17 protein-coding genes and 2 pseudogenes are annotated in these 20,935 nt (G+C 69.1%); 13 read left to right on the top strand and 6 right to left on the bottom strand.

All coding sequences use genetic code 11. The features are described 5' to 3' along the window. Positions 1 to 1,245: 1,245 nt before the first annotated feature. From ACWCP8_RS11205 to ACWCP8_RS11195, 3 genes are all read left to right on the top strand, one after another. A complete protein-coding gene (locus tag ACWCP8_RS11205; protein ID WP_451115519.1) occupies positions 1,246 to 1,635 on the top strand; it encodes a hypothetical protein in 390 nt (129 codons plus the stop codon). Positions 1,636 to 1,937: 302 nt separating this feature from the next. Further along, on the top strand, positions 1,938 to 2,240 hold the full coding sequence (locus ACWCP8_RS11200) for a hypothetical protein (protein ID WP_451115768.1): 303 nt from the start codon (positions 1,938 to 1,940) through the stop codon (positions 2,238 to 2,240). Positions 2,241 to 2,307: 67 nt separating this feature from the next. Next, positions 2,308 to 3,501, top strand: a complete 1,194-nt coding sequence (locus ACWCP8_RS11195; protein WP_451115517.1) for a barstar family protein — start codon at positions 2,308 to 2,310, stop codon at positions 3,499 to 3,501. Positions 3,502 to 3,552: 51 nt separating this feature from the next. Here ACWCP8_RS11195 and ACWCP8_RS11190 read toward each other — a convergent pair whose 3' ends face one another. Continuing rightward, positions 3,553 to 4,083 (bottom strand): nucleoside-triphosphatase, encoded by a 531-nt coding sequence (locus ACWCP8_RS11190; RefSeq protein WP_451115515.1) that lies wholly within the window; start codon positions 4,081 to 4,083, stop codon positions 3,553 to 3,555. Positions 4,084 to 4,223: 140 nt separating this feature from the next. Here ACWCP8_RS11190 and ACWCP8_RS11185 point away from each other — a divergent pair, with 140 nt between their 5' ends. Beyond that, the gene (locus ACWCP8_RS11185) at positions 4,224 to 4,676 is read left to right on the top strand and encodes a YbhB/YbcL family Raf kinase inhibitor-like protein (RefSeq protein WP_352267367.1); all 453 of its coding nucleotides are present in this window, start codon (positions 4,224 to 4,226) and stop codon (positions 4,674 to 4,676) included. A 180-nt stretch (positions 4,677 to 4,856) separates the two neighbouring features. Here ACWCP8_RS11185 and ACWCP8_RS11180 read toward each other — a convergent pair. Both ACWCP8_RS11180 and ACWCP8_RS11175 read right to left on the bottom strand, forming a co-directional pair. After that, positions 4,857 to 5,414, bottom strand: a pseudogene (locus ACWCP8_RS11180) (protein-L-isoaspartate O-methyltransferase family protein); the annotation flags it as partial. Positions 5,415 to 5,593: 179 nt separating this feature from the next. Next, complete coding sequence (locus ACWCP8_RS11175) at positions 5,594 to 6,691, bottom strand: baeRF2 domain-containing protein (RefSeq protein ID WP_352267366.1); 1,098 nt, start codon at positions 6,689 to 6,691, stop codon at positions 5,594 to 5,596. A 323-nt stretch (positions 6,692 to 7,014) separates the two neighbouring features. Between ACWCP8_RS11175 and ACWCP8_RS11170 the strand changes: the two are divergent. From ACWCP8_RS11170 to ACWCP8_RS11155, 4 genes and pseudogenes are all read left to right on the top strand, one after another. Beyond that, positions 7,015 to 7,266: pseudogene (locus ACWCP8_RS11170) on the top strand (MFS transporter); the annotation flags it as partial. A 7-nt stretch (positions 7,267 to 7,273) separates the two neighbouring features. Then, entirely contained in the window at positions 7,274 to 8,263 is a 990-nt protein-coding gene (locus ACWCP8_RS11165) for an MFS transporter (RefSeq protein WP_451115512.1), read from the top strand. A 381-nt stretch (positions 8,264 to 8,644) separates the two neighbouring features. Beyond that, positions 8,645 to 8,773, top strand: coding sequence for a hypothetical protein (locus ACWCP8_RS11160; RefSeq protein WP_352267364.1), 129 nt, complete (start codon positions 8,645 to 8,647; stop codon positions 8,771 to 8,773). Positions 8,774 to 8,972: 199 nt separating this feature from the next. Continuing rightward, on the top strand, positions 8,973 to 9,977 hold the full coding sequence (locus ACWCP8_RS11155; protein ID WP_352267363.1) for a helix-turn-helix domain-containing protein: 1,005 nt from the start codon (positions 8,973 to 8,975) through the stop codon (positions 9,975 to 9,977). 145 nt (positions 9,978 to 10,122) lie between these two features. On the opposite strand, the gene ACWCP8_RS11150 is transcribed toward ACWCP8_RS11155, so the two are convergent. The 3 genes from ACWCP8_RS11150 to ACWCP8_RS11140 all read right to left on the bottom strand — a co-directional run bounded on the left by ACWCP8_RS11150 (position 10,123) and on the right by ACWCP8_RS11140 (position 12,947). Continuing rightward, the gene (locus tag ACWCP8_RS11150) at positions 10,123 to 10,335 is read right to left on the bottom strand and encodes a hypothetical protein (RefSeq protein ID WP_451115510.1); all 213 of its coding nucleotides are present in this window, start codon (positions 10,333 to 10,335) and stop codon (positions 10,123 to 10,125) included. A 306-nt stretch (positions 10,336 to 10,641) separates the two neighbouring features. Then, the gene (locus tag ACWCP8_RS11145; protein ID WP_352267361.1) at positions 10,642 to 11,703 is read right to left on the bottom strand and encodes a PP2C family protein-serine/threonine phosphatase; all 1,062 of its coding nucleotides are present in this window, start codon (positions 11,701 to 11,703) and stop codon (positions 10,642 to 10,644) included. Between the two features lie 221 nt (positions 11,704 to 11,924). Further along, the gene (locus tag ACWCP8_RS11140) at positions 11,925 to 12,947 is read right to left on the bottom strand and encodes a LacI family DNA-binding transcriptional regulator (protein ID WP_451115749.1); all 1,023 of its coding nucleotides are present in this window, start codon (positions 12,945 to 12,947) and stop codon (positions 11,925 to 11,927) included. 408 nt (positions 12,948 to 13,355) lie between these two features. Here ACWCP8_RS11140 and ACWCP8_RS11135 point away from each other — a divergent pair, with 408 nt between their 5' ends. From ACWCP8_RS11135 to ACWCP8_RS11115, 5 genes are read left to right on the top strand one after another with little or no spacing between them, the layout of a single operon-like run. Further along, positions 13,356 to 14,642 (top strand): ABC transporter substrate-binding protein, encoded by a 1,287-nt coding sequence (locus tag ACWCP8_RS11135; RefSeq protein WP_352267359.1) that lies wholly within the window; start codon positions 13,356 to 13,358, stop codon positions 14,640 to 14,642. 34 nt (positions 14,643 to 14,676) lie between these two features. Continuing rightward, positions 14,677 to 15,645 carry a carbohydrate ABC transporter permease gene (locus ACWCP8_RS11130; protein WP_451115507.1) on the top strand — a complete coding sequence of 323 codons (969 nt, stop codon included), beginning with the start codon at positions 14,677 to 14,679 and terminating at the stop codon, positions 15,643 to 15,645. Continuing rightward, positions 15,642 to 16,502 carry a carbohydrate ABC transporter permease gene (locus ACWCP8_RS11125; protein ID WP_352267357.1) on the top strand — a complete coding sequence of 287 codons (861 nt, stop codon included), beginning with the start codon at positions 15,642 to 15,644 and terminating at the stop codon, positions 16,500 to 16,502. The genes ACWCP8_RS11130 and ACWCP8_RS11125 overlap by 4 nt, the downstream gene beginning before the upstream one ends. 53 nt (positions 16,503 to 16,555) lie before the next feature. Continuing rightward, a complete protein-coding gene (locus ACWCP8_RS11120; RefSeq protein ID WP_451115505.1) occupies positions 16,556 to 17,809 on the top strand; it encodes a glycoside hydrolase 5 family protein in 1,254 nt (417 codons plus the stop codon). A 55-nt stretch (positions 17,810 to 17,864) separates the two neighbouring features. Beyond that, entirely contained in the window at positions 17,865 to 20,894 is a 3,030-nt protein-coding gene (locus ACWCP8_RS11115) for an alpha-mannosidase (protein ID WP_451115503.1), read from the top strand. Positions 20,895 to 20,935: the final 41 nt, after the last annotated feature.

Below are 20,935 nucleotides of genomic sequence, written 5' to 3'. Positions count from 1 at the left end.
GATCATTGGGGAGACCTGTGCCCGCGCTGCCATCATGCTGAGCTCAGGCGGTGGGAGTCGGAGTCAGGTGAGGGTTTCGCCGCCGTCGACGGTGATGATCTGGCCGGTGACGTAGTTGTTGGCCATCGAGCCCCTGGCTGCCTGGAGCTCCGAGCATCACACCGAGATCCGACGCCACCAGGACGCGTACGACAGGAGCGCCACACGGAGTGAGTGACTGGCGTGCGGCGGAGTGGATCCCGCCCAGTGCTGCATTTGGCCGCCGCGCTGTGCGCGGCCTTCGGTCACGGATCGACCTGACTTCGTCAGCCGGCGAGCGCAGCGAGCCTTGAATCCGTAGAGAAGGTTTCTACTCACGCAGCCCACCACTTACCCGGTACGCCCGAGGAGCTGCCGTCAACTACTACCGTCAACGCCCCCGCAGCGGGGGCGTTCTGACTGGTGGGCGCGGACGTTTCGAACCGCCGACATCTGCTTTGTGGGCCTGGCGCCGACCACAGGGTCTTGGCAGGTCAACAGCCGTACAACAGCGCCCAGTCTGTCAGCGCGTGCCTGCACCGCCTCGCACCCCAATCGACCGTGAGTGACTGATCGATCTGGCACAGGTCTGGCACGCGCGGCGCCGCCGGCACGTGCCTTGTAAGTTCGATCACGGCCCGGAGGTGGTCCCGGCCTATCGCATCTGTGCTTTGAACCAGCGGATCGCAGCGATGGCTAGTCCGACGACAGCGATGATCACGACAGCAGCAGCGATCTTGGCGCCCAGGGGCATTGCTCCGAACACGTGCGTCTCCCTTGTCGAATGGCTGCAATTGCCTGCAGATACGCGCTCGGGTTCTCGCGTGTGATGACCATGGCATGCCGCCCGGCGCTCGTAGCATCCAAGGCGAAAGTCTTGAGGATCTTCTGAGCTCGGCATCTACACACGCGGAAGCGTGCGACCCACATCGCCGAGCACACTGTCCATCCACGCGATGTCGTGATCGCCGCTCATGCCGGGTACCGGATCCAGGCCTACTGACAACCAGCGCCCGGCCTCGTCGCGTGCAGTATGCCGTCGGCACGGCTGTGACCAGCCACCTTCGGCTGAAGCACTGAAGCTGAACGTTATTTCCTGATCCCGTAGTTCACGGCGAACTGTCACCGTTCAATCATGTTGGATATGCGATCAACGCAGGTGGCGGATGATGCGCTCCATCGTCCGCACACCTTGGGGGATCCATGCGCCTTGGGACCTTGCTTCTCGTGGGAGCGCTCGCGCTGGCGGCGGTCGGCTGCAGCGACACGGCCGAGACCACCGACGCCGACGCGAAACCCTCGCAGTCGCCGAGCGGACCGGACGCGGGGGACAAGTTCCTCGCGAAAGTCCACGCCCGCCAGTTCGAGAGCTGGGCGAAGAGCGGCCCCACCGATCAGGAACTGCTCATGCTGCCGCCGGAGTGGTGCCTGGAGCTGAAGGACGGGCACAGCGTCGACCACCTGCTCGGAGACAACGCGTCGGCGTACCCGATCGGACCTGGGTGGGGCACCGAGAGGCCGGAGGCGGAGGAGCTGCTGATGCTCGGCGTCACCACCCACTGCCCCGAGCTCCGGGAGCAGGTCATCAAGGAGATGCAGCAGGCGGGGCTGTACTGAGAGCGGCCCGGACATGGGCGCTGAACAACATTTTCAGTCACGCCCCTATGCGCGTGGCTGGTTCGGGTGCATCGTTGATCGCGCGGGATCCCCGAAGCCCCCAGGCCGAGGCCCCGTTTCGGGTTCTGCCAGGAGTTGCGTACTTGGCGGGGTCCGCCGCCCCTCCCGACCTCCCCGCGGGAGGCTTCGCGGCTGTGGTCTCTCGGCTGTCAGCGGCTGGTGCCGTGCTGCATGCGCGCGGTGGTCACCGCACCTCGAAGCCGTTGTCGCTGCCGGGCAGAAGGAAGCCCCACCGCGGAGCGATGGAGGCTTCAACTGCTCTGGCTGGTGGCGTGAGCGTCTCGGCGCGACTGCGCGTTCGTCTGCTCTGTCATGAACTGCTCGACAACCTCGGGATGTCGACGCATCGCTGCGCGCAGTTGCTTCACCTGGAAACGTTCACGGCCACGTTCCCGAACCTCCTCATAGCCCGGCCTGGCCCTGACCTCGACCACCTCACCCGCACCCTCCGCCGAGGCCTGCGATACGTCCCACTGCGGCCCGACCTCATCGACGGATGCCTCGCCGGCACCTGCCTGTCTCTCGCCCGGCCGGTCCGCCGCTGAAACTCTCAGCAGCTCCCCTCCGGCCGACATATCGTCGAGCCAGGTTGTGACTCAATGAGAGGACCATGTGCAGTTCGAGGACGCCAACTGGACGTGGAACCGGAACATTCCGCTCAGGTATCTGCTGGTCAGCGAGGAATGGGACGGCGAGCAGACGCTCTGGGCGCGGTGCTCCAACACCGACCGGCTGTTCGTGGACCCCGTATCCAGGCGGGAATCGCTGACCCTCGTCGCCTGCGCACCGACCGGTCGGCTGCTGAAGGCCGTCGAGCGGTCGGCCCGTGAGCCGGTCGATCTCGGTGATCTGTTCGTCACGGTCGACTTCCCGGACAGCCATGACGATTCGCGGGGCGGGTACTGGGTGCACTACTGGGACTTGGAGCACGTCCTCGTTGTCGGCAGCCGTCCCTCCCCGACCGATCCGCTGCTGCTCGATGTGCTCATCGAGGCCGAGGTGACCGGTCCGACTCAGCCCTCCTACCGTCCGGGCCCGGTCCGCGAGCCCAAGGACGCAGAGGTGCGGATCAACAACGGGACGGGCAGCCGGATCGGCCGGTGCCGCCGAGTCGAGGGCCTGTATGCCGACCGGCCCGCCCCGGAGGTGGCGCCGATGCGGCTCATCGGCTGCGAGCCGACCGGCCAACTGCTCGAACGGCTCGTCCGGCCGAGGACGAACGGCGACCCGGTGGAGCTCTGGGCGGTGGACCGTACGGGCCGGGTGATCCGCACCGAGAATCGCCTCACACTGCACATCGCCGACTCGCGCCCGTCCGTGCTCGGGGGCGCCCTCATCGACATATCCCTGCGCGAAGGGCTGAAGCACCCGCCGGGACTGGCGGCACGCCCGGTCTGGGACGCGTGGCACGACGGCGCTCCGGGAGAACGGAACATGTGGGCCCGCTACTCACCCGGCGGCCGGGAGGAGTGGCTGCGCTTCACCTCGGCCAGTCCCGGCGCGGACGCGGGCAGCACGTGTCATCTGGACGGCAGGTTCGTCACGGACGTCGCCGGCCTGAAGTGCGCGCTCGGCGAAGCAGTCGCAGGCCCCGGCCGGCACCTCAATCTGTGCTGGGGAATGCTCAAGGGCTGCCCCTGCGGCGGGGACAACCTGCCGGGGCGATTCACCCTTGTCTGGCACGACTCCGAGATCGCCCGACACGCCCTGGCCTCGGTAAGCGTGGACGCCGCCGGCGAGCTCACCTACTTCGAGAGCACCGTGCAATACCTCAGACAACTCGGCACCACCGTCGTTCTGCGCTGACCGGACGGCCTTTTGCGTGCTGGTGGTGGCCCCGCTGAATTGCCGAATCCGTCACCGGTACTCCAGCCGTGCCGCCAGTCTCTCGGGGAGAGCGTGCCGGTTCGCCCGGGTCACGGTGATGAGTTCGATGTCGGCGCGCTGTTTCAGGGGGTCGGTGAACGGGTCGCTGTGTGCATGAACGGTCGCGACCACGTCGATGCCGGACTCGAAGACGGAACGCACGGCCTCCCTGAACGAGGCAGAGGCCAGCTCCATCCGCCCGAGCTCGTCGATGAGCACAAGCTGCCCGGGGACTGGATCCGCCGAAGCCGCCATCAGAACCGGCAGTGCCAACCGGTCCATGACGCCCAGGTCGACGCCGTAGCGCCCCACCTGTGGCGGTCCCGGGAAGCCGACATGGGCGAGCACAGCACGGTGTCCCGCTGCCGTCTCCAGAGCGAAGCCGACCCGGGCGCCGCCTTGCCGGATCTCCTCCGTGGTGAAGCCGACGATGTCACGGTTGTGCAGAAGCGCGGCCAGTCGGCGGATTGCGGTCGTCTTACCGACCCCGGGGCGCCCCTCCAGCAGGATCCTTGTCGGCATGTCGTACTCCGTTTCAGGCGTCGGCAGTCCTCCACCAGGGTTTCAGCGAAGAGGGTAAGTGCCGCCTCGACTCGTCCGATCGGGTGCTTGGGGCGCCCGCTCCGTGATGTTCATGCCGTTCACCGGGTAGAGCGGCGCTCATGACCGCAATTGAGCTCAGCAGCACGGCGTTCGGCGACCATCAGATGATCCCACGCCACTACAGCGGGGAGGGGGACGACGTCTCGCCCCCCTTGACCTGGACGGCGGCACCGGAGGGTGCAGCGGAGCTGGTCCTGGTCTGCGAAGACCCCGATGCACCGGGAGGGACGTTCCTCCACTGGCTCGTCACCGGTATCGACCCGGGGAGCTCCGGTGTGGACGACGGCGAGTCGCCCCCCGGCGGCCACGCATGGCCCAACGACTTCGGACGAGTGGGCTGGGGCGGGCCCATGCCGCCCCCGGGGCACGGGAAACACCGCTACTTCTTTCGCCTGTATGCCGTGTCCGAGCCGCTCCCTCTCCACGGCCGTCCAGGCTCCGACGCGGTGCACCATGCATTGAAGGGCAGGCAGCTGGCCAGCGGCTCGCTGGTGGGCACCTACCAGCGCTGACGCCGTCGACAGCGTCGTGCGGGGCCCGTTGGGGGCAAGGGGGCGCAGGTTCACATCCTGTCGTCCCGACTCAGCCTTGCGGGTCGGCACGTATAAGCGCTGATCGTATCCATGGGCCCCGTACAGCCGGACGAAGCGGGCCGACACGACCGTCCCGCGGTGTACGAGGCCGTGCGCCTGTCGCTCGTACAGCTCAACCCGTTCCCGGCCGCCCGGCCCGATGGGCTGGACGAGCCGGCCACCGGTCCGCAGTTGTGCGACGAGCGGCCCTGGTACCTCAGGGAAGGCCGCGCAGACGACGACGGCGTCGTACGGAGCACGGGCCGGCATGCCGAGCGTCCCGTCACCGGGGACGATCTCGGCGTTGCCGAGGCCCTGCCCGGCGAGCCGTCGGCGGGCCTCCTCGACCATGTCCGGCCAGCGCTCGACGCTGACGACGCAAGCGGCCAGGCGCGCCAGCAGTGCGGTCTGCCAGCCGTAGCCGGTCCCGACTTCCAGGACGCGTTCGCCTCCGGTGAGGCCGAGTGCGGAGACCATCATGGCGACCAACGAGGGCTGGGTGGTCACCTGATCGTGGGGGAGCGGAATCGGTACGTCCAGGTACGCGGACGCGAGATGCCCGGCGGGGACGAAGGCCGCCCGCGGGGTGACCCGGACAGCCTCCAGCAGCCGGTCGTCCGTCACACCCACGGCCCGCGCCGCGCGGACCAGCTCCTCGGGGGATGACTGATGGGCCATCGAGTGCCTGCGGCAGCCCGTCGGACCGCAGTCGTGGTGCGTTCCAGCCACATCGACCGACTCCTCCGATCACGCTCATGACCTGCCCGCTTTCCTCGCGCTGCACTGCCGCCGTCATGTCCGGTGCCGGTGCATCGCACCCGCCGTGCCCCGGAACCGCGTACGCGTTCACGTCCGCGTCAGGAGGGCGTCCCAGGGTCGGCGTACCGCAGCAGCGCGCCCACGCCCTCGTCCAGCGTCAGCTCGCTCTCCGGCACGACGACAAGTTCGGCACTGGTGCCCACGAGGGTCCGCACCAGGGCCTCGTCGGCGCGCTCCTCGCGGGGTGCCCGCACGCCGAAGGAGATCAGCTCCTCCTCGGTCAGGGTGAGCAGGGTGGGCTCAGGGCCCGCCCAGAGCCGCAGGGAGCTCCCGGGAGGGTGGTTGAGCAGCAACGCCGCGACCTGGCCGCGCTGGAGGGCGGCGACGGTGGCGGACAGCCCCTCCGTCGCGGCCCCGTGCAGTGCGTGCCGGCCGATGAAGATGTCCACCAGCGTCCGGTCGTGCGCGGCCATGTGGCCGTGGAAGACGGTGTTCAGCTGCGGCTCCAGGAGGGCGCGTCCGGTGTCCGTCGCCGTGGGACCACCTACGCGTACGACCCTGTCCCGCAGGGCGTGCGGGAGGCGGCGGATCAGTACGTTGGACGCCCATTTGTCCCCGCCCATGACGACGGCGTCGGCGTGGGCGCGCCGCGCCCATTCGTCCAACTGATGGCCCAGCCGGACCGCGGTGTGGTGCCAGGTCGCCACCGCGACCCTGAGGTGCAGCCGCTCACCCGGGGTGACATTGGATGCCGGCCAGGTCCCGGTCTCCGCGTCCAGCGTCACCCAGCCGTGGGTCTCGGCGGTCGGCAGCCCGCTGTAGTGCACGGTCACGGCCAGGTAGGGGATCTCCGGGATGTGCTGGGTGACCAGGGGCATCGCGTCCGGCAGCGTGCCGTAGCGCGCGGAGTCGTGCGCGGGTGGTCTGGGCAGCTCCCCGTCCAGTACGAGCGCCCCGTGCGCGGCGAATATGGCCTGCCCATGTATCCCCGGTACTTCCGTATCGGCGCCGACCACCTCCTCCACCACCTTGAGCAGTGTCCTGTCCGCGCCCTGACGGGTCAGGCGGTCCCGCAGCCGCTGCCAGCGCAGCGCGATCGCCCGTTCCGGATGCTCGACGTCACGCGAGGTGTCCAGATACACGGAGGCGAACGGGCCGGGCTCCGCGTAAAGGGGCTCCAGGAACGACAGCCTCATTGCCACTCCTTGTCGACGGTCTCCCCACGTTCGATGATGCGCGCTCCTACTGAGCATTTTATCGAATGATTATTCGAGTTGTCTCAATTCATCGACGCTTCAGGGCGGCTCTCCGAGGGTCTTTGCGGCACGCGGCGCCGGCCGCACTTCCGTGAGGTCGCCCGTGGACGACGGGCTTGTCGGCCGCAGGGGGCAGTGGCGACCTGCCTTCTGTGGGGCGCATCAAGATCGGCTCAGTATGCGAGACGGGATGTCTTGCATTATGGATCAGCTGCCATAGTTGTAACCCACACATACCAGGGAGGGCTGCTGTGCGCCGTTGGATGATGCTGGCTCTTGGGACCGCAGCGCAGACGGTCGCCTGCACCTTCCTCTACGGACTGCCGTACACCTCGGAGACGTTGAGACGGGACAACGGGCTGACACTCGGTCAAGTCGGATTGCTGATCGCCTGCCCGACCGTCGGCCTCGTGTTGACTCTCGTCGCCTGGGGAGCCCTGGCCGACCGTTTTGGCGAGCGGGGCGTCATCACCTCCGGTCTGGCCATCACAACCGTCCTCCTCTCCCTGGGGGGTGCGGTGAATGGCCTGGTTCCCCTGGGCGTGCTCCTGGCACTGGCCGGGGCGGCGAGCGCATCGGTCCGCGGCCAGCGGCCGGCTCGTCGTCGGATGGTTCTCCGCCCGGGAGCGCGGGCTCGCCATGGGAATCCGGCAGACGTCGACCCCGCTGGGCATGGGGATCGCCGCTCTGATCGTCCCCACGCTCGCCGCGCGCAGCGGCGTGAAGGGGACCGTCTTGTTCTGCGCGGCGTTGTGCGGTGTCGTCGCCGTGCTCGTCGGCTCGCTGACCTCGGATCCGCCTCGCACCGCGCAGTCCGCAGCGCAGGAGCCGGCCGCCAACCCCTACCGTCACTCCAATCTGTGGCGCATCCATGCCTCCAGCGCCCTGCTGTGCGTTCCACAGTTCGCGGCGAACGCGTTCGCGATGGTGTTCCTGATCGACGTCCGGGGCTGGAGCGCCGTGCACGCAGGTCAACTCCTGGTGGTGTCGCAGGTGCTGGGGGCTGTTTCGCGTGTCGTGGCGGGCCGTTGGTCCGACCGGGTCGGCAGCCGGGTGCGGCCGATGAGGCAGCTGTCCGTGTGCATTGCCGTCGTCATGGGCGCGACTGCGCTGGGTGCCCTCTGGCCCTCGCCGCTGACGGATCTCGCCATGATCGTCGCCTGCGGTATCACCGCAAGCACCAACGGCCTGGCCTTCACCGCCACCGCCGAGCTCGCAGGGCGCTCCTGGTCGGGACGCGCCATGGGCGTCCAGAACACCGGTCAGAATCTCGCCGCATCGCTGACACCGCCGCTGCTGGGCGGGCTCATCGGCTCGGCGGGCTATGCGTGGGGCTTCATGCTGGCCGGAGTCCTGGCCGGCGCGGCATGCTTCATGATCCCCACCCTTGAGAGCAGTGCGCTGCCGGGCTCCCACCAGGAAGGTGCGATCGGGCCGGATGAGCTCGTGCAGGCCGCCCGGCAGAAGGGCAAGGAGAAGCCCTCCGGCGCGGATCCGGTGCAAGGCGCTTAGCGCGGTCCGGACAACAAGGAACCCCGGGGCCGTGGATTGCTGTTGGGGCGGGTGACGGGAATCGAACTCGCGCTCCGAGCTCGGGAATCAACCAGCACTTGATCGCCGGACAGGCGATCGGCGTCGTCCTTCCGACGGAGCCTGCGAGTGGACGCGTCCACCGCTGGGCCGGAGGACGTCGCCCACGCCGTCGTCGAGGCGACCGCATGCGTCGGTGAGGGGCCGCTCACGGTCCGGGGATGCCGGCCTGCTCGCGATGTCGCGGTTGCGACATGTCCCACCTGCGCCACCGATAATCGGTGACACTGCGCCCGGCGTCACCGGATTCTGTGCAGCACCGCATGAGCATTTGCCGTGCATTCATGGAAAGGTGCCGACCGGATGAGACGGATCCGCCTTGCTGCGGCCCCCGCGGTGTGCAAGCCCGCCACCCTCGCCGAGGACGACGACGCGTCCACTTGTCGGCTGGACAGCATCGACGCGCAGGCGGGTCCGTGTGTCCGGGAATGACTTGGACCGGTTCTGGCAGCAGCTTGCCCCGGCGTCCGGCAGACCGTGTAGCGCGCCTGCCTGCACCGAGGGCTGTACTGGCGGTACTCCGGCACATGGCAGCGGCGCGGACGTCGAGTATGTCTGCGCACCGGCCGCCGCACTCGAGGGGTGTAGTACGGTATTCAACTGTTGGACGGGTGGTATCAAGGAGAACACCGTGACACTGGAAGCCGCCGGAGTCAGCGATGTCGAGGAGTCCGCCTACCGGATTCTGGTGACGATGGGCCGGGCTTCCGCGCACGACTTCGCGGTACGGTCCGGTCTCGACATCACGGACGCCGAACAGATACTCACGGCACTGACCGCCAAGGGGCTGGCCAGCCACACCGACGGAGTGCCGAGGCTCTACCGGGCAACGCCTCCCGACGTGGCGCTCATGCCCCGGCTCAAACAGCAGGCCGATGCCCTCGACCATGCCCGTGCCACGGCCACCGGACTGCTGGAGATCTACCGGGACACCATGCGCCGCAGCGACGCCGACCAGCTCATCGAGGTGATCACCGGGGCGGACGCACTGCGCCAGCACCTGCGCCGCATCCAGGCGGACACCCGCGACGAAATGCTCTGGTTCTGCAAGGCGCAGTACGTGGCCATGCCCTCGGGCAGCAACAGCGAGGAGTTCGAAGCCCTGGCGCGCGGTGTGCGCTATCGCGTCCTCTACGAGAAGGCGTTCTTCGACGACGACGGTGCCGTGGACAACGTTATCGAGGGAGTACGGGCAGGTGAAGTCGCCCGCGCCGTGCCCCACTTGCCGCTGCGCCTCGCCGTGTCCGATCGCGCCATCGCCATCTGCCCCCTCGTGCCGGGAGGTCCGTACGGCAGCCCCGAGGAACCCACCACGGCCCTGGTACGCGACAGCAGCCTGCTGGCGGCGCTCGTCGCGCTCTTCGAGCGCTACTGGGACGATGCCGTCCCCCTGCACGTGGACGATTCCGGAACGGTCAGCGGTACCGACGGAGTAGTCGGCGCCGACCCCCTCTCAGCAACGGACCGACGGCTGCTCTCCCTGCTCGTCGCAGGTGTCGCGGACAAGGCGATCGCCTCCCAGATGGGCTTGAGTCGACGTACGGTCCAACGCCACATCCAGCAGCTGATGACGTTCGCCGACGCCGCGACACGCATGCAACTGGCATGGCAGGCCGCTCGCCGGGGCTGGGTGTAGCGGGGCGGGGCCGTATCCGGCGCCTGCTCCGGGACTGTCCTGCATTTCGCGTGAGTCCCGGTGCAGACGCTTCTTCGTCGTGCGGTGGTGCTATTGGTCGTCGGTGACGCGGTCCCGTACTACCCGGCGAGCCACCACGGGGTGCTCAGCCCGTACCGCAGTGCCGCCGTTCATGTCGGTGCCCGCCTCCGTCGTCGGCTTCGGTGCAGCCGTCACCCGCACCGACGCCACCGTCGTCTCCGGCAGGAAGCATCCCATTGCCACCACTGCCGGTGGGGAGGAGCACGGCCTTGGTCCCGTCGGTGAAGGGCCCGATGCTCTTGGTGCCCATGCAGACCCTGACGTTCTGGTTCCCCATGGGGAACCCGTCTGTGTCGATCAGCCCGAACACGAGGGAAGGGTCGTGCGTCGCGCTGCGCAGTCCGCGACACCAGCACCCACACCCCTGTCGCCACCGGTACCGCCGACATGGACGCCGAGAACGGCCGAGGCCTGCACCTCATCGGCACACTCAGCCTCACCGCCGCCGCGTGAACCCGACGACCACAGCGACGACGGGCGGTTCGGAGCCGGCCCGGCCGGCACCAGGGACGGCACCGCGAAGACTCGGCAGCCGCCGCCTCGGCCGTGGCATGCCGCTGTCGGCGGGGCCCGCGAGTCTCACCTACGGCTTCCAGCCACCTGCCTGCGGTGTTCCCGGAGTCCGGGTATGCGGGCGCCGCACGGCGAGGGCCGCGATGTCGTCGTCGAGCCTTCCGCCGCTGTAGTGGAGCAGGGCCCGGTGAAGCCGGTCGAGCAGTTCGCGGGGCGGCGTCGGGCCTTGCCGTCGCATCCAGTCGGGCAGGGGGAAGAACTCGCCGGTGCGGTCCCGGGTCTCCGTTACGCCGTCGGTGTAGAGCAGCAGCTGGTCGCCCGGGGCGAAGGCGACGGTGTCGACGTAGTAGTGGTCCCCGATCAGTGTCGCGAGGTTGAGGGGCGGTGAGGGAGTGGTGGGCTCCAGGACGCGGATCTCCCCGAGGTGCACGATGAGCGGCGGGGGATGCCCGCAGTTGAGAAGCCTGACGTGGCCGCCGCCGTGCGGGATCTCGGCGATGAGAGCGGTGGCGAAGCGCTCCGGCAGGTCGTGGGCGGGGAACGTGGCGCTGTGGCGGTTGATGCTGGTGTCCAGGCGATGGGTGATGCCCCTCAGGTCGGGCTCGTCGTATGCGGCCTCCCGGAAGCAGCTGATCACCGCCGAGGCAGCCCCCACCGCGGACAGGCCCTTGCCGCGCACGTCGCCGATGAGCAGCCGGACCCCGTACGGTGTGTCGGCCGCCTCGTAGAAGTCGCCGCCGATCCGGGCCTGCTCCTGAGCCGCCAGATACAGCGACTCGATCTCGATGTTCTTGATGCGGCGCGGCAGCGGGCGCAGCAGCACCTTCTGGGCTGTGTCGGCGACGAGCCGGATCTGGAAGAGCGCCTCCTCCCGCTGGAGTCGGACATGGCTTGCGTATGCGGCCGCCAGGGTGACCGCGACGATCGCAGCCGCCGTGTACGGCGTCCCCAGGTCGGTGTACACGAGGCTGAGGCCGACCATGACCAGCAGGCAGAACGTCCCCAGCAGGATCGTGGGGAGCACGGGCCACATCGCGGCGGCCAGGGCGGGTGCGGCGGGCAGGAGGCGGCTGACGGCGATCTCCCTCGGTGTGGAGAACGCCAGGCCGGCGATGAGGAAGGTAAGGATCACCGGTGCCAGCGGAGCAGCTTCCCGCCGGCCGCCGTGGGGAGGACGACGGCGCCACAGCTGCCCGGGCATGATCACAGAGCGCATCATATCGTGACGAAGCGCCCATCGAGCTCGATGGAACATGGGCGGACGGGCGGCGGGCTCGGGCAGCGTATGAGACACCCCATGGGGGCAGGTGCGTCAGTCGCCGGTCGTCAGGCCGTCCGTCACGCCCGCCGGCCTCATGGGCTGCCGGGCGCCGGTGCCGTACTCCCGCGCTCGATCAGCCCGGGCAGCGGTACCTGCACGGTGCGGGCCGCGCCGCCGTCGAGCAGTGCGGTCAGCTCGCGTGCGGCGATCCGTCCGAACGCGACCGTGTCCCGGGACAGCGCCGTCAGCCAGGGGACCGTCAGCCGGCACAGGGCGGAGTCCTCCCACGACACGACCGAGACATCGCCGGGAACGGAGCGGTCGAGGCCCGCGACGACCGTGGCTCCGGCCGCGGCCATCACATCGTTGTCGTAGATGATCGCGGTCGGCGGCGTGGACCGTTCCAGCACTCTGCGGGTGACGGCCGCGCCCTCCGTATCGGAGTAGTCCGTGGTCACCGAGTGGGCCTCGGCCAGCCCGCGCCGGTCGGCCTCGATGCGCAGGGAGCGGATGCGCCGGTCGGTGTGGGCGAGGGAAGGCAGCCCCGCGATGTGCACGATGCGCCGATGGCCCAGCTCGTGCAGCCGGCCGACGATCGCCGCCATGGCGCCCGCATCGTCCGCGCGTATCTGCGAGAGCCCCGGGTGCGGACCCGTGTCGCTGCCGGGCAGAGCGCCGATCACGACTCCAGGCAGCCCGAGTTCGTCCAGCAGGCCGGGGCGGGGGTCGTCCGTACGGGGGTCGACGACGAGCACCCCGTCGACGCGGTGCTCCGCCCACCAGCGCCGGTAGACGGCGCACTCGGCCTCCACATCCTCCACCACCTGGAAGAGCAGCCCGAGGTGACGCTCGGCCAGCACCTCCTGGATGCCGGAGATCAGCTGGAGGAAGAACGAGTCCACGCCCAGGCTCGCCGCCGGGCGCGCCACGACCAGCCCCACGGTGGCCGACCCCTCGCCCGACAGCGCGCGGGCGGCGGTGCTCGGCCGCCAGCCCAACTGCTCGGCGACGCGCCGGATCCGGTCCCGGGTGATCTCCGAGACGCCGGGGCGGTCGTTGAGCGCGAAGGAGACGGCGCTCTCCGACACTCCGGCGCGCTGGGCGATGTCCTTCATGGTCGGCCGTCGCGCGGGTGTGCGCCTTGCCGGCCGGGTCTCCTCGGCCGGCGGCCCCTTCGGTGTCACCCGGTGCCCCTCTTCCTGCGTTCCCCGTCGCTCCTGGGGGGCGTGGTGCTCGCTCGCCCCCGGTGCATCGTAAGCCTTGCCGGCGCTTTGGTCGACCGAAGTGTTCGCCCGACTAATGCGCTTGAGTGCAGACCCTCTAAAGCGCATTAGTCAAACGTCGCCAATAACTCCATGTACCGCTCTGACCTGCGAATATCTGGAAAGTTGAAGCTAACTTCAAGCGAATGTATTGACTTTGCGTCGTGTGCATTGGAAGGTCTGCTGGGCGCACGCAGCCGGAGCGTCATCGACCTCGGCCCGCCGTCCGCACGCCTGGTCCGAGCAAAGGAGCCGTTCACCGTGCGTATCTCCCGCAGAGCAGTAACCGCTGCCGCCGTACTCGCCACCGTCCTGCCGCTGAGCGCGTGCGGAGGCGGATCCGGCGACAGCTCGTCCGACGCCTCCGGCAAGGTCGAAGGAAAGATCACCTTCCAGACCTGGAACCTGCAGGCGAACTTCAAGGACTATTTCAACGGGGTGATCGCGGACTTCGAGAAGAAGTACCCGGGGACCGAGGTCAAGTGGGTCGACCGGCCGGCCGAGGGCTACGCGGACAAGATCAGCGCCGACGCGGCCGGCGGCACGCTGCCGGACGTCGTCAATGTCTCGCCCGACCTGGTCGCACCGCTGGCCAAGGCCGGGCTCGCACTCGACCTCGACAAGGCGGCGGCGAAGTATCGCAAGGAGTACCTGCCGGGCGCCTGGCAGAGCCACCGGATACCGGGCATGGAAGGGACCTACGCCTTCCCCTGGTACCTCAACACCGGACCGCTCTTCTACAACAAGTCCCTCTTCAAGGACGCCGGACTCGACCCCGAGAAGCCGCCGACCACCTACGACGAACTCTTCGACGCAGGTCTGGAACTGGCCACGAAGAGCAAGGGCAAGGTCGCCACGCTGGCCAACGTGCCCACCATCGAGGACTTCGGCCGCTACGGCGGTCAGCTGATGAACAAGGAAGGTACGGGCTTCGCCTTCAATGACGCCAAGGGTGTCGAACTGCTCACCCACTACAAGGAGCTGTACGACGCCAAGGCGCTCGACCCGCAGGCGCTGACCGCGACCCCCGAGTCGTCCGGCCACAAGTTCCTCACCGGGTCCGTGGCGATGAACCCGGGCAGCGCACTGGACCTGGAGAACTTCAAGAAGCAGGCTCCGAGTCTGTACAAGAACATCGGTATCACCGACCAGATCAGCAGCACCGGCAAGGCCAACATGTACGTCATGGGCGTCATGGTGAACGCGCAGACGAAGCAGAAGCCGGCGGCCGTGGCCTTCGCCCACTACGTGACCGACGCGACGCGGCAGATGGACTTCGCGAAGCAGGTCGCCATCTTCCCGAGCACCGCCGGATCCCTCGACGACCCGTACTTCACCGAGGAGGACGGCACCGACGTGACCCGGGTCCGGGTCGCCGCCGCCAAGTCCCTCAAGACAGCGGTCAATTACACGCCGGTGCTCTTCAGCGACCAGATGAAGACCGAGCTGCGCAACCAGGTGGCGAAGGCGCTGCAGGGCAAGCAGAGCCCCAAGGAAGCTCTTGACAACGCTGTCAAGGCCTGCGACCGGCTGCTGCAGCAGAGCTGAGCCCCCCGTGGAGACCCCCCTCGTGAAATCGGCCATGGCATCTCCGCCGATCCCGGACACCGGCACAGCGGTACCGGTGGCCCGGGGCGCACGTCCCGGCGACCGCTGGGCCGGCCGGCTCCCCGGCCACCGGATACGCCGCCATCTCCCCTCCAGCCCGTGGCTGTTCGCGGCCCCCGGCCTGCTCGTCGTCGGGACCTTCAGCCTGTTCCCGTTCTTCAGCACCCTGGTCAATGCCTTCACGGACCGCCGGACGCTGATGCCCGGAAAGTTCGTCGGCCTGGCGAACTTCCAGGAGCTGATCCACGACGAGATGTTCTGGATCGGGCTGCGGAACAGCACGCTGTATGTGGTCGGAGTCGTCCCCGCCCTCGTTCTCCTGCCGCTGCTCCTGGCGATGCTCGTCCAGCGGAACATCCCCGGCATCACGTTCTTCCGCTCCGCCTTCTACACCCCCGTCGTCGCCTCCATCGTCGTCGTGGGGCTGATCTGGGTGTGGATGCTCGACGACCGGGGGCTGATCAACGCGGTACTGGAGGCGGTGGGGATCGGCAGGGTCGGCTTCCTGAGCGACCAGTGGCTGCTGCTGCTCAGCGCGATGACGGTCACGGTCTGGAAGGGCCTCGGCTACTACATGATCATCTATCTGGCCGCGCTGGCCAACGTCCCCAGAGAACTCCACGAGGCGGCCTCCGTGGACGGCGCCGGCGCCGTCCGCCGGTTCTTCACCGTGACCGTTCCCGCCGTCCGCTCCACCATGGTCCTCGTCGGGGCGCTGGCGTCGGTCGCCGCCTTCAAGGCGTTCTCCGAGGTCTATCTGATGGCCGGTCCCTCCGGCGGCCCGGCCGGCGAGGACACCACTCTGGTGATGCTCGTCCAGCGCGTCGGCACCGGACTGACCGGGCGGGTCGGCTATGCCTCCGCGATCTCCGTCGTCATCTTCGTCGTGACGGTCGCCCTGATGCTCCTGGTGCTCCGCGCCGACCGCAAGGAGGACGCATGAGCATCCTGACCTTCACCGACGGCGACGGCCGCCGCATCCCGGTCTGGCAGCTCCTGCTGCGCTACCTCCTGCTGCTCGCCGTACTCGCGCTGACCGTCGGACCGTTCCTGTGGCAGCTCTCGACCTCCCTCAAGGGGCCCGGCGAGGACATCTTCAGCTCCCCGCCGAGGTTCTTCCCCGGCCACCCCACTCCGGACAACTACACGCGGGTCGCCGAGACCATCCCGGTCTGGGACTACGCGCTGAACTCCGTCAAGGTGGCGACCGCCAATGTGGTCACCAACTGCGTCGGCTCCGCACTGGCCGGCTACGCGCTGGCCAGGATGCGGTACCGGGGGCGCAGGGCCGCGACGCTGGCGTTCATCCTCGCCATGCTCGTACCCGTCGAGGGCATCATCATCGCCCAGTTCACCACCATGCGTGAGCTCGGTCTGAACAACACCCTGATCGGTGTGCTGCTGCCGGGATCCGTCGCCGCGATGAACGTCCTGCTGATGCGCAACGCGTTCCTCAACCTTCCGCACGAGGTGGAGGAGGCGGCGTTCGTCGACGGCGCCAATGTCTGGCAGCGGTTCTTCTGGATCGCCCTTCCCTCGGTCAGAGGAACCCTTGCCGTCGTAGCGATCTTCGCCTTCATGGGGGCCTGGGACGACTTCCTGTGGCCGCTGATCGTGCTGAGCGACCCGGCGAACTTCACGCTGACCATCGGGCTGAACTATCTGCACGGCACGTTCGCGAACGACGAACGGCTCGTCGCCGCGGGCACGATCATCGCGGTGCTCCCGCTCATCGTGCTCTTCGCCTGCCTGCAGCGTTTCTTCTTCCGGGGCGTCGGCGAAGGCGCCGTCAAGGGCTGACCGCCCGGCCTTCCCCGCCCCTTCGCACCACAGAACCAGGACACCCGTACCGTATGCCTCACTCCCCGCTGCGCTTCGGCGTCAACTACACGCCCAGCCAGGGCTGGTTCCACCACTGGCTGGACTTCGACCTCGACGCCGTGCGCGCCGACCTGGACTCGATCGCCGGCCTCGGCCTCGACCACATCCGGGTCTTCCCGCTCTGGCCGCTCTTCCAGCCCAACCGCACCCTGATCCGGCCGCGCGCCGTCGAGCAGCTCGTCCAGCTCGCCGACGCCGCGGCCGAGCGCGGCCTCGACGTCAATGTGGACGGACTGCAGGGCCACCTGTCGAGCTTCGACTTCCTGCCCGCGTGGACGCAGACCTGGCACCGGCGCAACATCTTCACCGACCCGGACGTGGTGGCGGGCCAGGCCCAATACCTGCGTACGCTCGCCGCAGCCCTCGCCGACCGGCCGAACTTCCTCGGCATGACGCTGGGTAACGAGATCAATCAGTTCTCCGGCCCCCCGCACCCCGACCCGGACACCATCACCCCCGAACAGGCGGGCCGTTGGCTGCGCACCCTGCTCGACGCCTGCGAGGAGGGCGCGCCGGGCAGGCTCCATCTGCACGCCGAGTACGACGCCGCCTGGTATCAGGACGACCACGCGTTCACGCCCGCCCACGCGGCCCGGATCGGCGCGGTCACCGCCGTGCACTCCTGGGTCTTCAACGGCACCGCCCAACGGCACGGCCGCACCGGAACCGCCACCGAGCACCACGCCGCGTATCTGATCGAACTGTCCAAGGCGTGGGCCACCGACCCGCATCGGCCCGTCTGGCTGCAGGAGGTCGGCGCCCCCGCTCCGCTCGTTCCCGCCGAGCACGCGGTCGCGTTCACCGAGGCGACCGTGGCGAACGCCCTGGACTGCGAGGACGTGTGGGGCATCACCTGGTGGTGCTCCCACGATGTGTCCCGGTCGCTGGCCGACTTCCCCGAACTCGAATACAGCCTGGGCCTGTTGACCAACGACCGGCGGGTAAAGCCGGCCGGTGGGGCCATCGCCGGGATCGTGGCGGACCGGCGGGGCAGGGAGTACCGCCCGGCGCCCCGCACCACCGCACTCGTCGTCGACACCGGAGACGACGACGCCGCGCCCCGGCGCTCCACATGCGCCCCCGGCGGCGCGTTCTTCGAGGCGTTCGCCCGGCTCACCGCGGACGGGGTCCGGCCCACCGCCGTCCTCGCGAGCCAGACCGGGAACAAGGAACACCTGGCCGCCCGCGGGATCACCGATGTCCTCACCCCGGACCAGGTCCGCTGACGCACACCGGCCACACAACCGGACCCGCATCCCAACCCACCACGGAGTCACCCTTATGCATGACGACCGCACCCTGGTCGAAGCCCGGCTCAAGCGCGTTCTCGACGAGCGCATCCGGCCCGCAGTCCACCCGGAGTCCGTACCGCTGGACATCGCCGTCTGGACCGCGCCGGGTGAGCCCGTCCCCGTCGCCGAGGGCCTCGCGGCCCCGGCCGTACCCATCGCGGTCGGTGACCGGTGGGGCGCGCCCTGGGGCACCAGTTGGTTCCGGGTCTCCGGAACCGTTCCGCAGGTATGGGCGGGTCGCACCGTCGAGGCGCTCCTCGACCTCGGCTTCGACGAGAACATGCCCGGATTCCAGTGCGAGGGCCTGGTCCACCGGCCCGACGGCACCCCGGTGAAGGGCCTCAACCCGCGCAATCAGTGGGTGCGCATCGGCGCCCCCGTCGCGGGCGGCGAGGACGTGCTGCTGCACATCGAGGCCGCATCCAACCCGGTCATACTCGACTACCACCCCTTTCTGCCGACGCAGCTCGGTGACAAGGAGACCGCAGGCAGCGAACCGCAGTACACCCTCGCCCGGATGGACCTCGCCGTCTTCGACGAGAACGTGTGGAATCTCGTCCAGGACCTGGAGGTGCTCGGCGAACTCATGGCGGAACTTCCGGTCGAGGGCGCCCGCCGTTGGGACGTGCTGCGTGCCGTCGGCCGCGCTCTCGACAGGGTCGACCTGCAGGACGTGAACGGCACCGCGGCCGCCGCCCGCGCCGAGCTCGCCACGGTCCTCGCGGCCCCCGCCGAACCGTCCGCCCACCGGATCAGCGCCATCGGTCACGCGCACATCGACTCCGCCTGGCTGTGGCCGCTGCGTGAGACGGTCCGCAAGGTCGCCCGTACGACGTCCAACATGACGGCCCTGCTGGAGGACGAGCCCGACTTCGTCTTCGCGATGTCGCAGGCCCAGCAGTTCGCCTGGATCAAGGAGCACCGCCCCGAGGTCTACGCCAAGGTCAAGAAGGCCGTGGCGGACGGACGGTTCGTGCCGTCCGGCGGCATGTGGGTCGAGTCCGACACCAACATGCCGGGCTCCGAGGCGATGGCCCGTCAGTTCGTGCACGGGAAGCGGTTCTTCCTCGACGAGTTCGGTGTCGAGAACGACGAGGCGTGGCTGCCCGACACCTTCGGCTTCGCCGCCGGTCTGCCGCAGATCATCAAGGCCGCCGGCTCCAAGTGGCTGCTCACCCAGAAGATCTCGTGGAGCCAGACCAACAAGTTCCCGCACCACACCTTCCAGTGGGAAGGCATCGACGGCACCCGGATCTTCACCCACTTCCCGCCCGTCGACACCTACAACTGCTCGATGAAGGGCAGCGAGATCGCCCACGCGGCGAAGAACTTCAAGGACAAGGGCGTCGCCCGGCACTCCCTCGCGCCGACCGGCTGGGGCGACGGAGGCGGCGGCACCACGCGCGAGATGGTCGCGAAGGCGGCCAGGATGCGCAGCCTCGAAGGGTCGGCCACGGTGACCTGGGAGACGCCCGCCGACTTCTTCACCAAGGCGGAGGCGGAGTACCCGAACGCCCCGGTGTGGGTGGGCGAGCTCTACCTGGAGCTGCACCGCGCCACCCTCACCAGCCAGGCGAAGACCAAGCAGGGCAACCGCCGCAGCGAGCACCTGCTGCGCGAGGCCGAGCTGTGGGCCGCCACCGCCGCCGTGCGCACCGGGTTCCCGTACCCGTATGCGGAGTTGGACCGGATCTGGAAGACGGTGCTGCTGCATCAGTTCCACGACATCCTGCCCGGTTCGTCGATCGCCTGGGTGCACCGCGAAGCCGAGAAGACGTACGCGGCCGTCGCCGATGAACTGAACGGCATCGTCGCCGCTGCGCAGCGCGCCCTGGCAGGGGACCCCGCATCGGGGGAGCTGCTTGTCTTCAACTCCGCGCCGCACACCCGCGGCGGGGTTCCGGCCGGTGGTGCCGGGGCCGTCACGGTCGGCAGCCCGGGCCGGCTCGCACCGCGCGAGGGCGGCGGCTACGTACTCGACAACGGCCTGCTCCAGGTGGAGATCGACGACCGCGGTCTGGTGGTGTCCGCGTACGACATCGGTGCCGAGCGCGAGACCGTGGCGCCCGGACAGGCCGCGAACCTGCTGCAGATCCACCCCGACTTCCCGAACATGTGGGACGCCTGGGACGTCGACGCGTTCTACCGCAACACCGTCACGGATCTGACGGAGCTCGACAAGCTCACCCCTGTCGAGGACGAGGGCGCGGTCGGCGTCCGTATCGTCCGCAGCTTCGGCGACTCCCAGGTCACCCAGGTGCTGACGCTGTCCCCGGGCGCCAAGCGGCTCGACATCGACACCGAGGTCGACTGGCACGAGACGGAGAAGTTCCTGAAGACCGCGTTCCCGCTGGACATCCACGCCGAGCGGTACGCCTCCGAGACCCAGTTCGGGCACTTCTACCGGGCCACCCACACCAACACCAGTTGGGAGGCCGCCAAGTTCGAGGCCTGCAACCACCGCTTCATCCACCTGGAGGAGCCGGGCTGGGGCGTCGCGCTCGTCAACGACTCGACGTACGGCCACGACGTGACCCGTACCGTCCGGGACTCGACCGCCGGGACGACCACCACCGTCCGGGTCTCACTGCTGCGCGCCCCGCGCTTCCCCGACCCGGAGACCGACCAGGGGGTGCACCGCTTCCGCCACGCCCTCGTACCGGGCGCCACGATCGGCGACGCGGTCCGTGAGGGCTTCCGGATCAACCTGCCGGAGCGCCGGGTCGCCGGCGACCGTACGGTGGCGCCGCTGGTGACCGTGGACAACGACGCGGTCGTGGTCAGCGCCGTCAAGCTGGCGGACGACGCGAGCGGCGATGTCGTCGTACGGCTCTACGAGTCGACGGGCGGCCGCGCCAGGGTCCGGCTCGGCATCGGCTTCGAGTTCGCCGATCCGAAGGCGACCGACCTGCTGGAGCGGCCGCTCGCCGAGGGGAACGTGCCGGTGCGGGTGGACGCGGGCGTACAGCTGTCGCTGCGCCCGTTCGAGCTGGTCACGGTGCGTCTGACGCGCCGCTGAGCCGGGCCGGGACGGAGCGGGGCCGGGCCCCCACGGACCGG

Source organism: Streptomyces sp. NPDC002206 (assembly GCF_053593595.1).
This window is presented reverse-complemented; position numbering and strand designations above follow the sequence as displayed.

Bases quoted from the DNA above. Each gene is read 5' to 3' on its own strand.
- ACWCP8_RS11190 (WP_451115515.1), bottom strand. From the start codon at position 4,083: ATGCCGACAAGGATCCTGCTGGAGGGGCGCCCCGGGGTCGGTAAGACG.
- ACWCP8_RS11200 (WP_451115768.1), top strand. From the start codon at position 1,938: ATGGAGGCTTCAACTGCTCTGGCTGGTGGCGTGAGCGTCTCGGCGCGA.
- ACWCP8_RS11115 (WP_451115503.1), top strand. From the start codon at position 17,865: ATGCATGACGACCGCACCCTGGTCGAAGCCCGGCTCAAGCGCGTTCTC.
- ACWCP8_RS11120 (WP_451115505.1), top strand. From the start codon at position 16,556: ATGCCTCACTCCCCGCTGCGCTTCGGCGTCAACTACACGCCCAGCCAG.
- ACWCP8_RS11160 (WP_352267364.1), top strand. From the start codon at position 8,645: ATGAGACGGATCCGCCTTGCTGCGGCCCCCGCGGTGTGCAAGCCCGCC.
- ACWCP8_RS11150 (WP_451115510.1), bottom strand. From the start codon at position 10,335: ATGGGGAACCAGAACGTCAGGGTCTGCATGGGCACCAAGAGCATCGGG.
- ACWCP8_RS11125 (WP_352267357.1), top strand. From the start codon at position 15,642: ATGAGCATCCTGACCTTCACCGACGGCGACGGCCGCCGCATCCCGGTC.
- ACWCP8_RS11175 (WP_352267366.1), bottom strand. From the start codon at position 6,691: ATGAGGCTGTCGTTCCTGGAGCCCCTTTACGCGGAGCCCGGCCCGTTC.
- ACWCP8_RS11140 (WP_451115749.1), bottom strand. From the start codon at position 12,947: ATGAAGGACATCGCCCAGCGCGCCGGAGTGTCGGAGAGCGCCGTCTCC.
- ACWCP8_RS11165 (WP_451115512.1), top strand. From the start codon at position 7,274: ATGGCCTGGTTCCCCTGGGCGTGCTCCTGGCACTGGCCGGGGCGGCGA.
- ACWCP8_RS11130 (WP_451115507.1), top strand. From the start codon at position 14,677: ATGGCATCTCCGCCGATCCCGGACACCGGCACAGCGGTACCGGTGGCC.
- ACWCP8_RS11185 (WP_352267367.1), top strand. From the start codon at position 4,224: ATGACCGCAATTGAGCTCAGCAGCACGGCGTTCGGCGACCATCAGATG.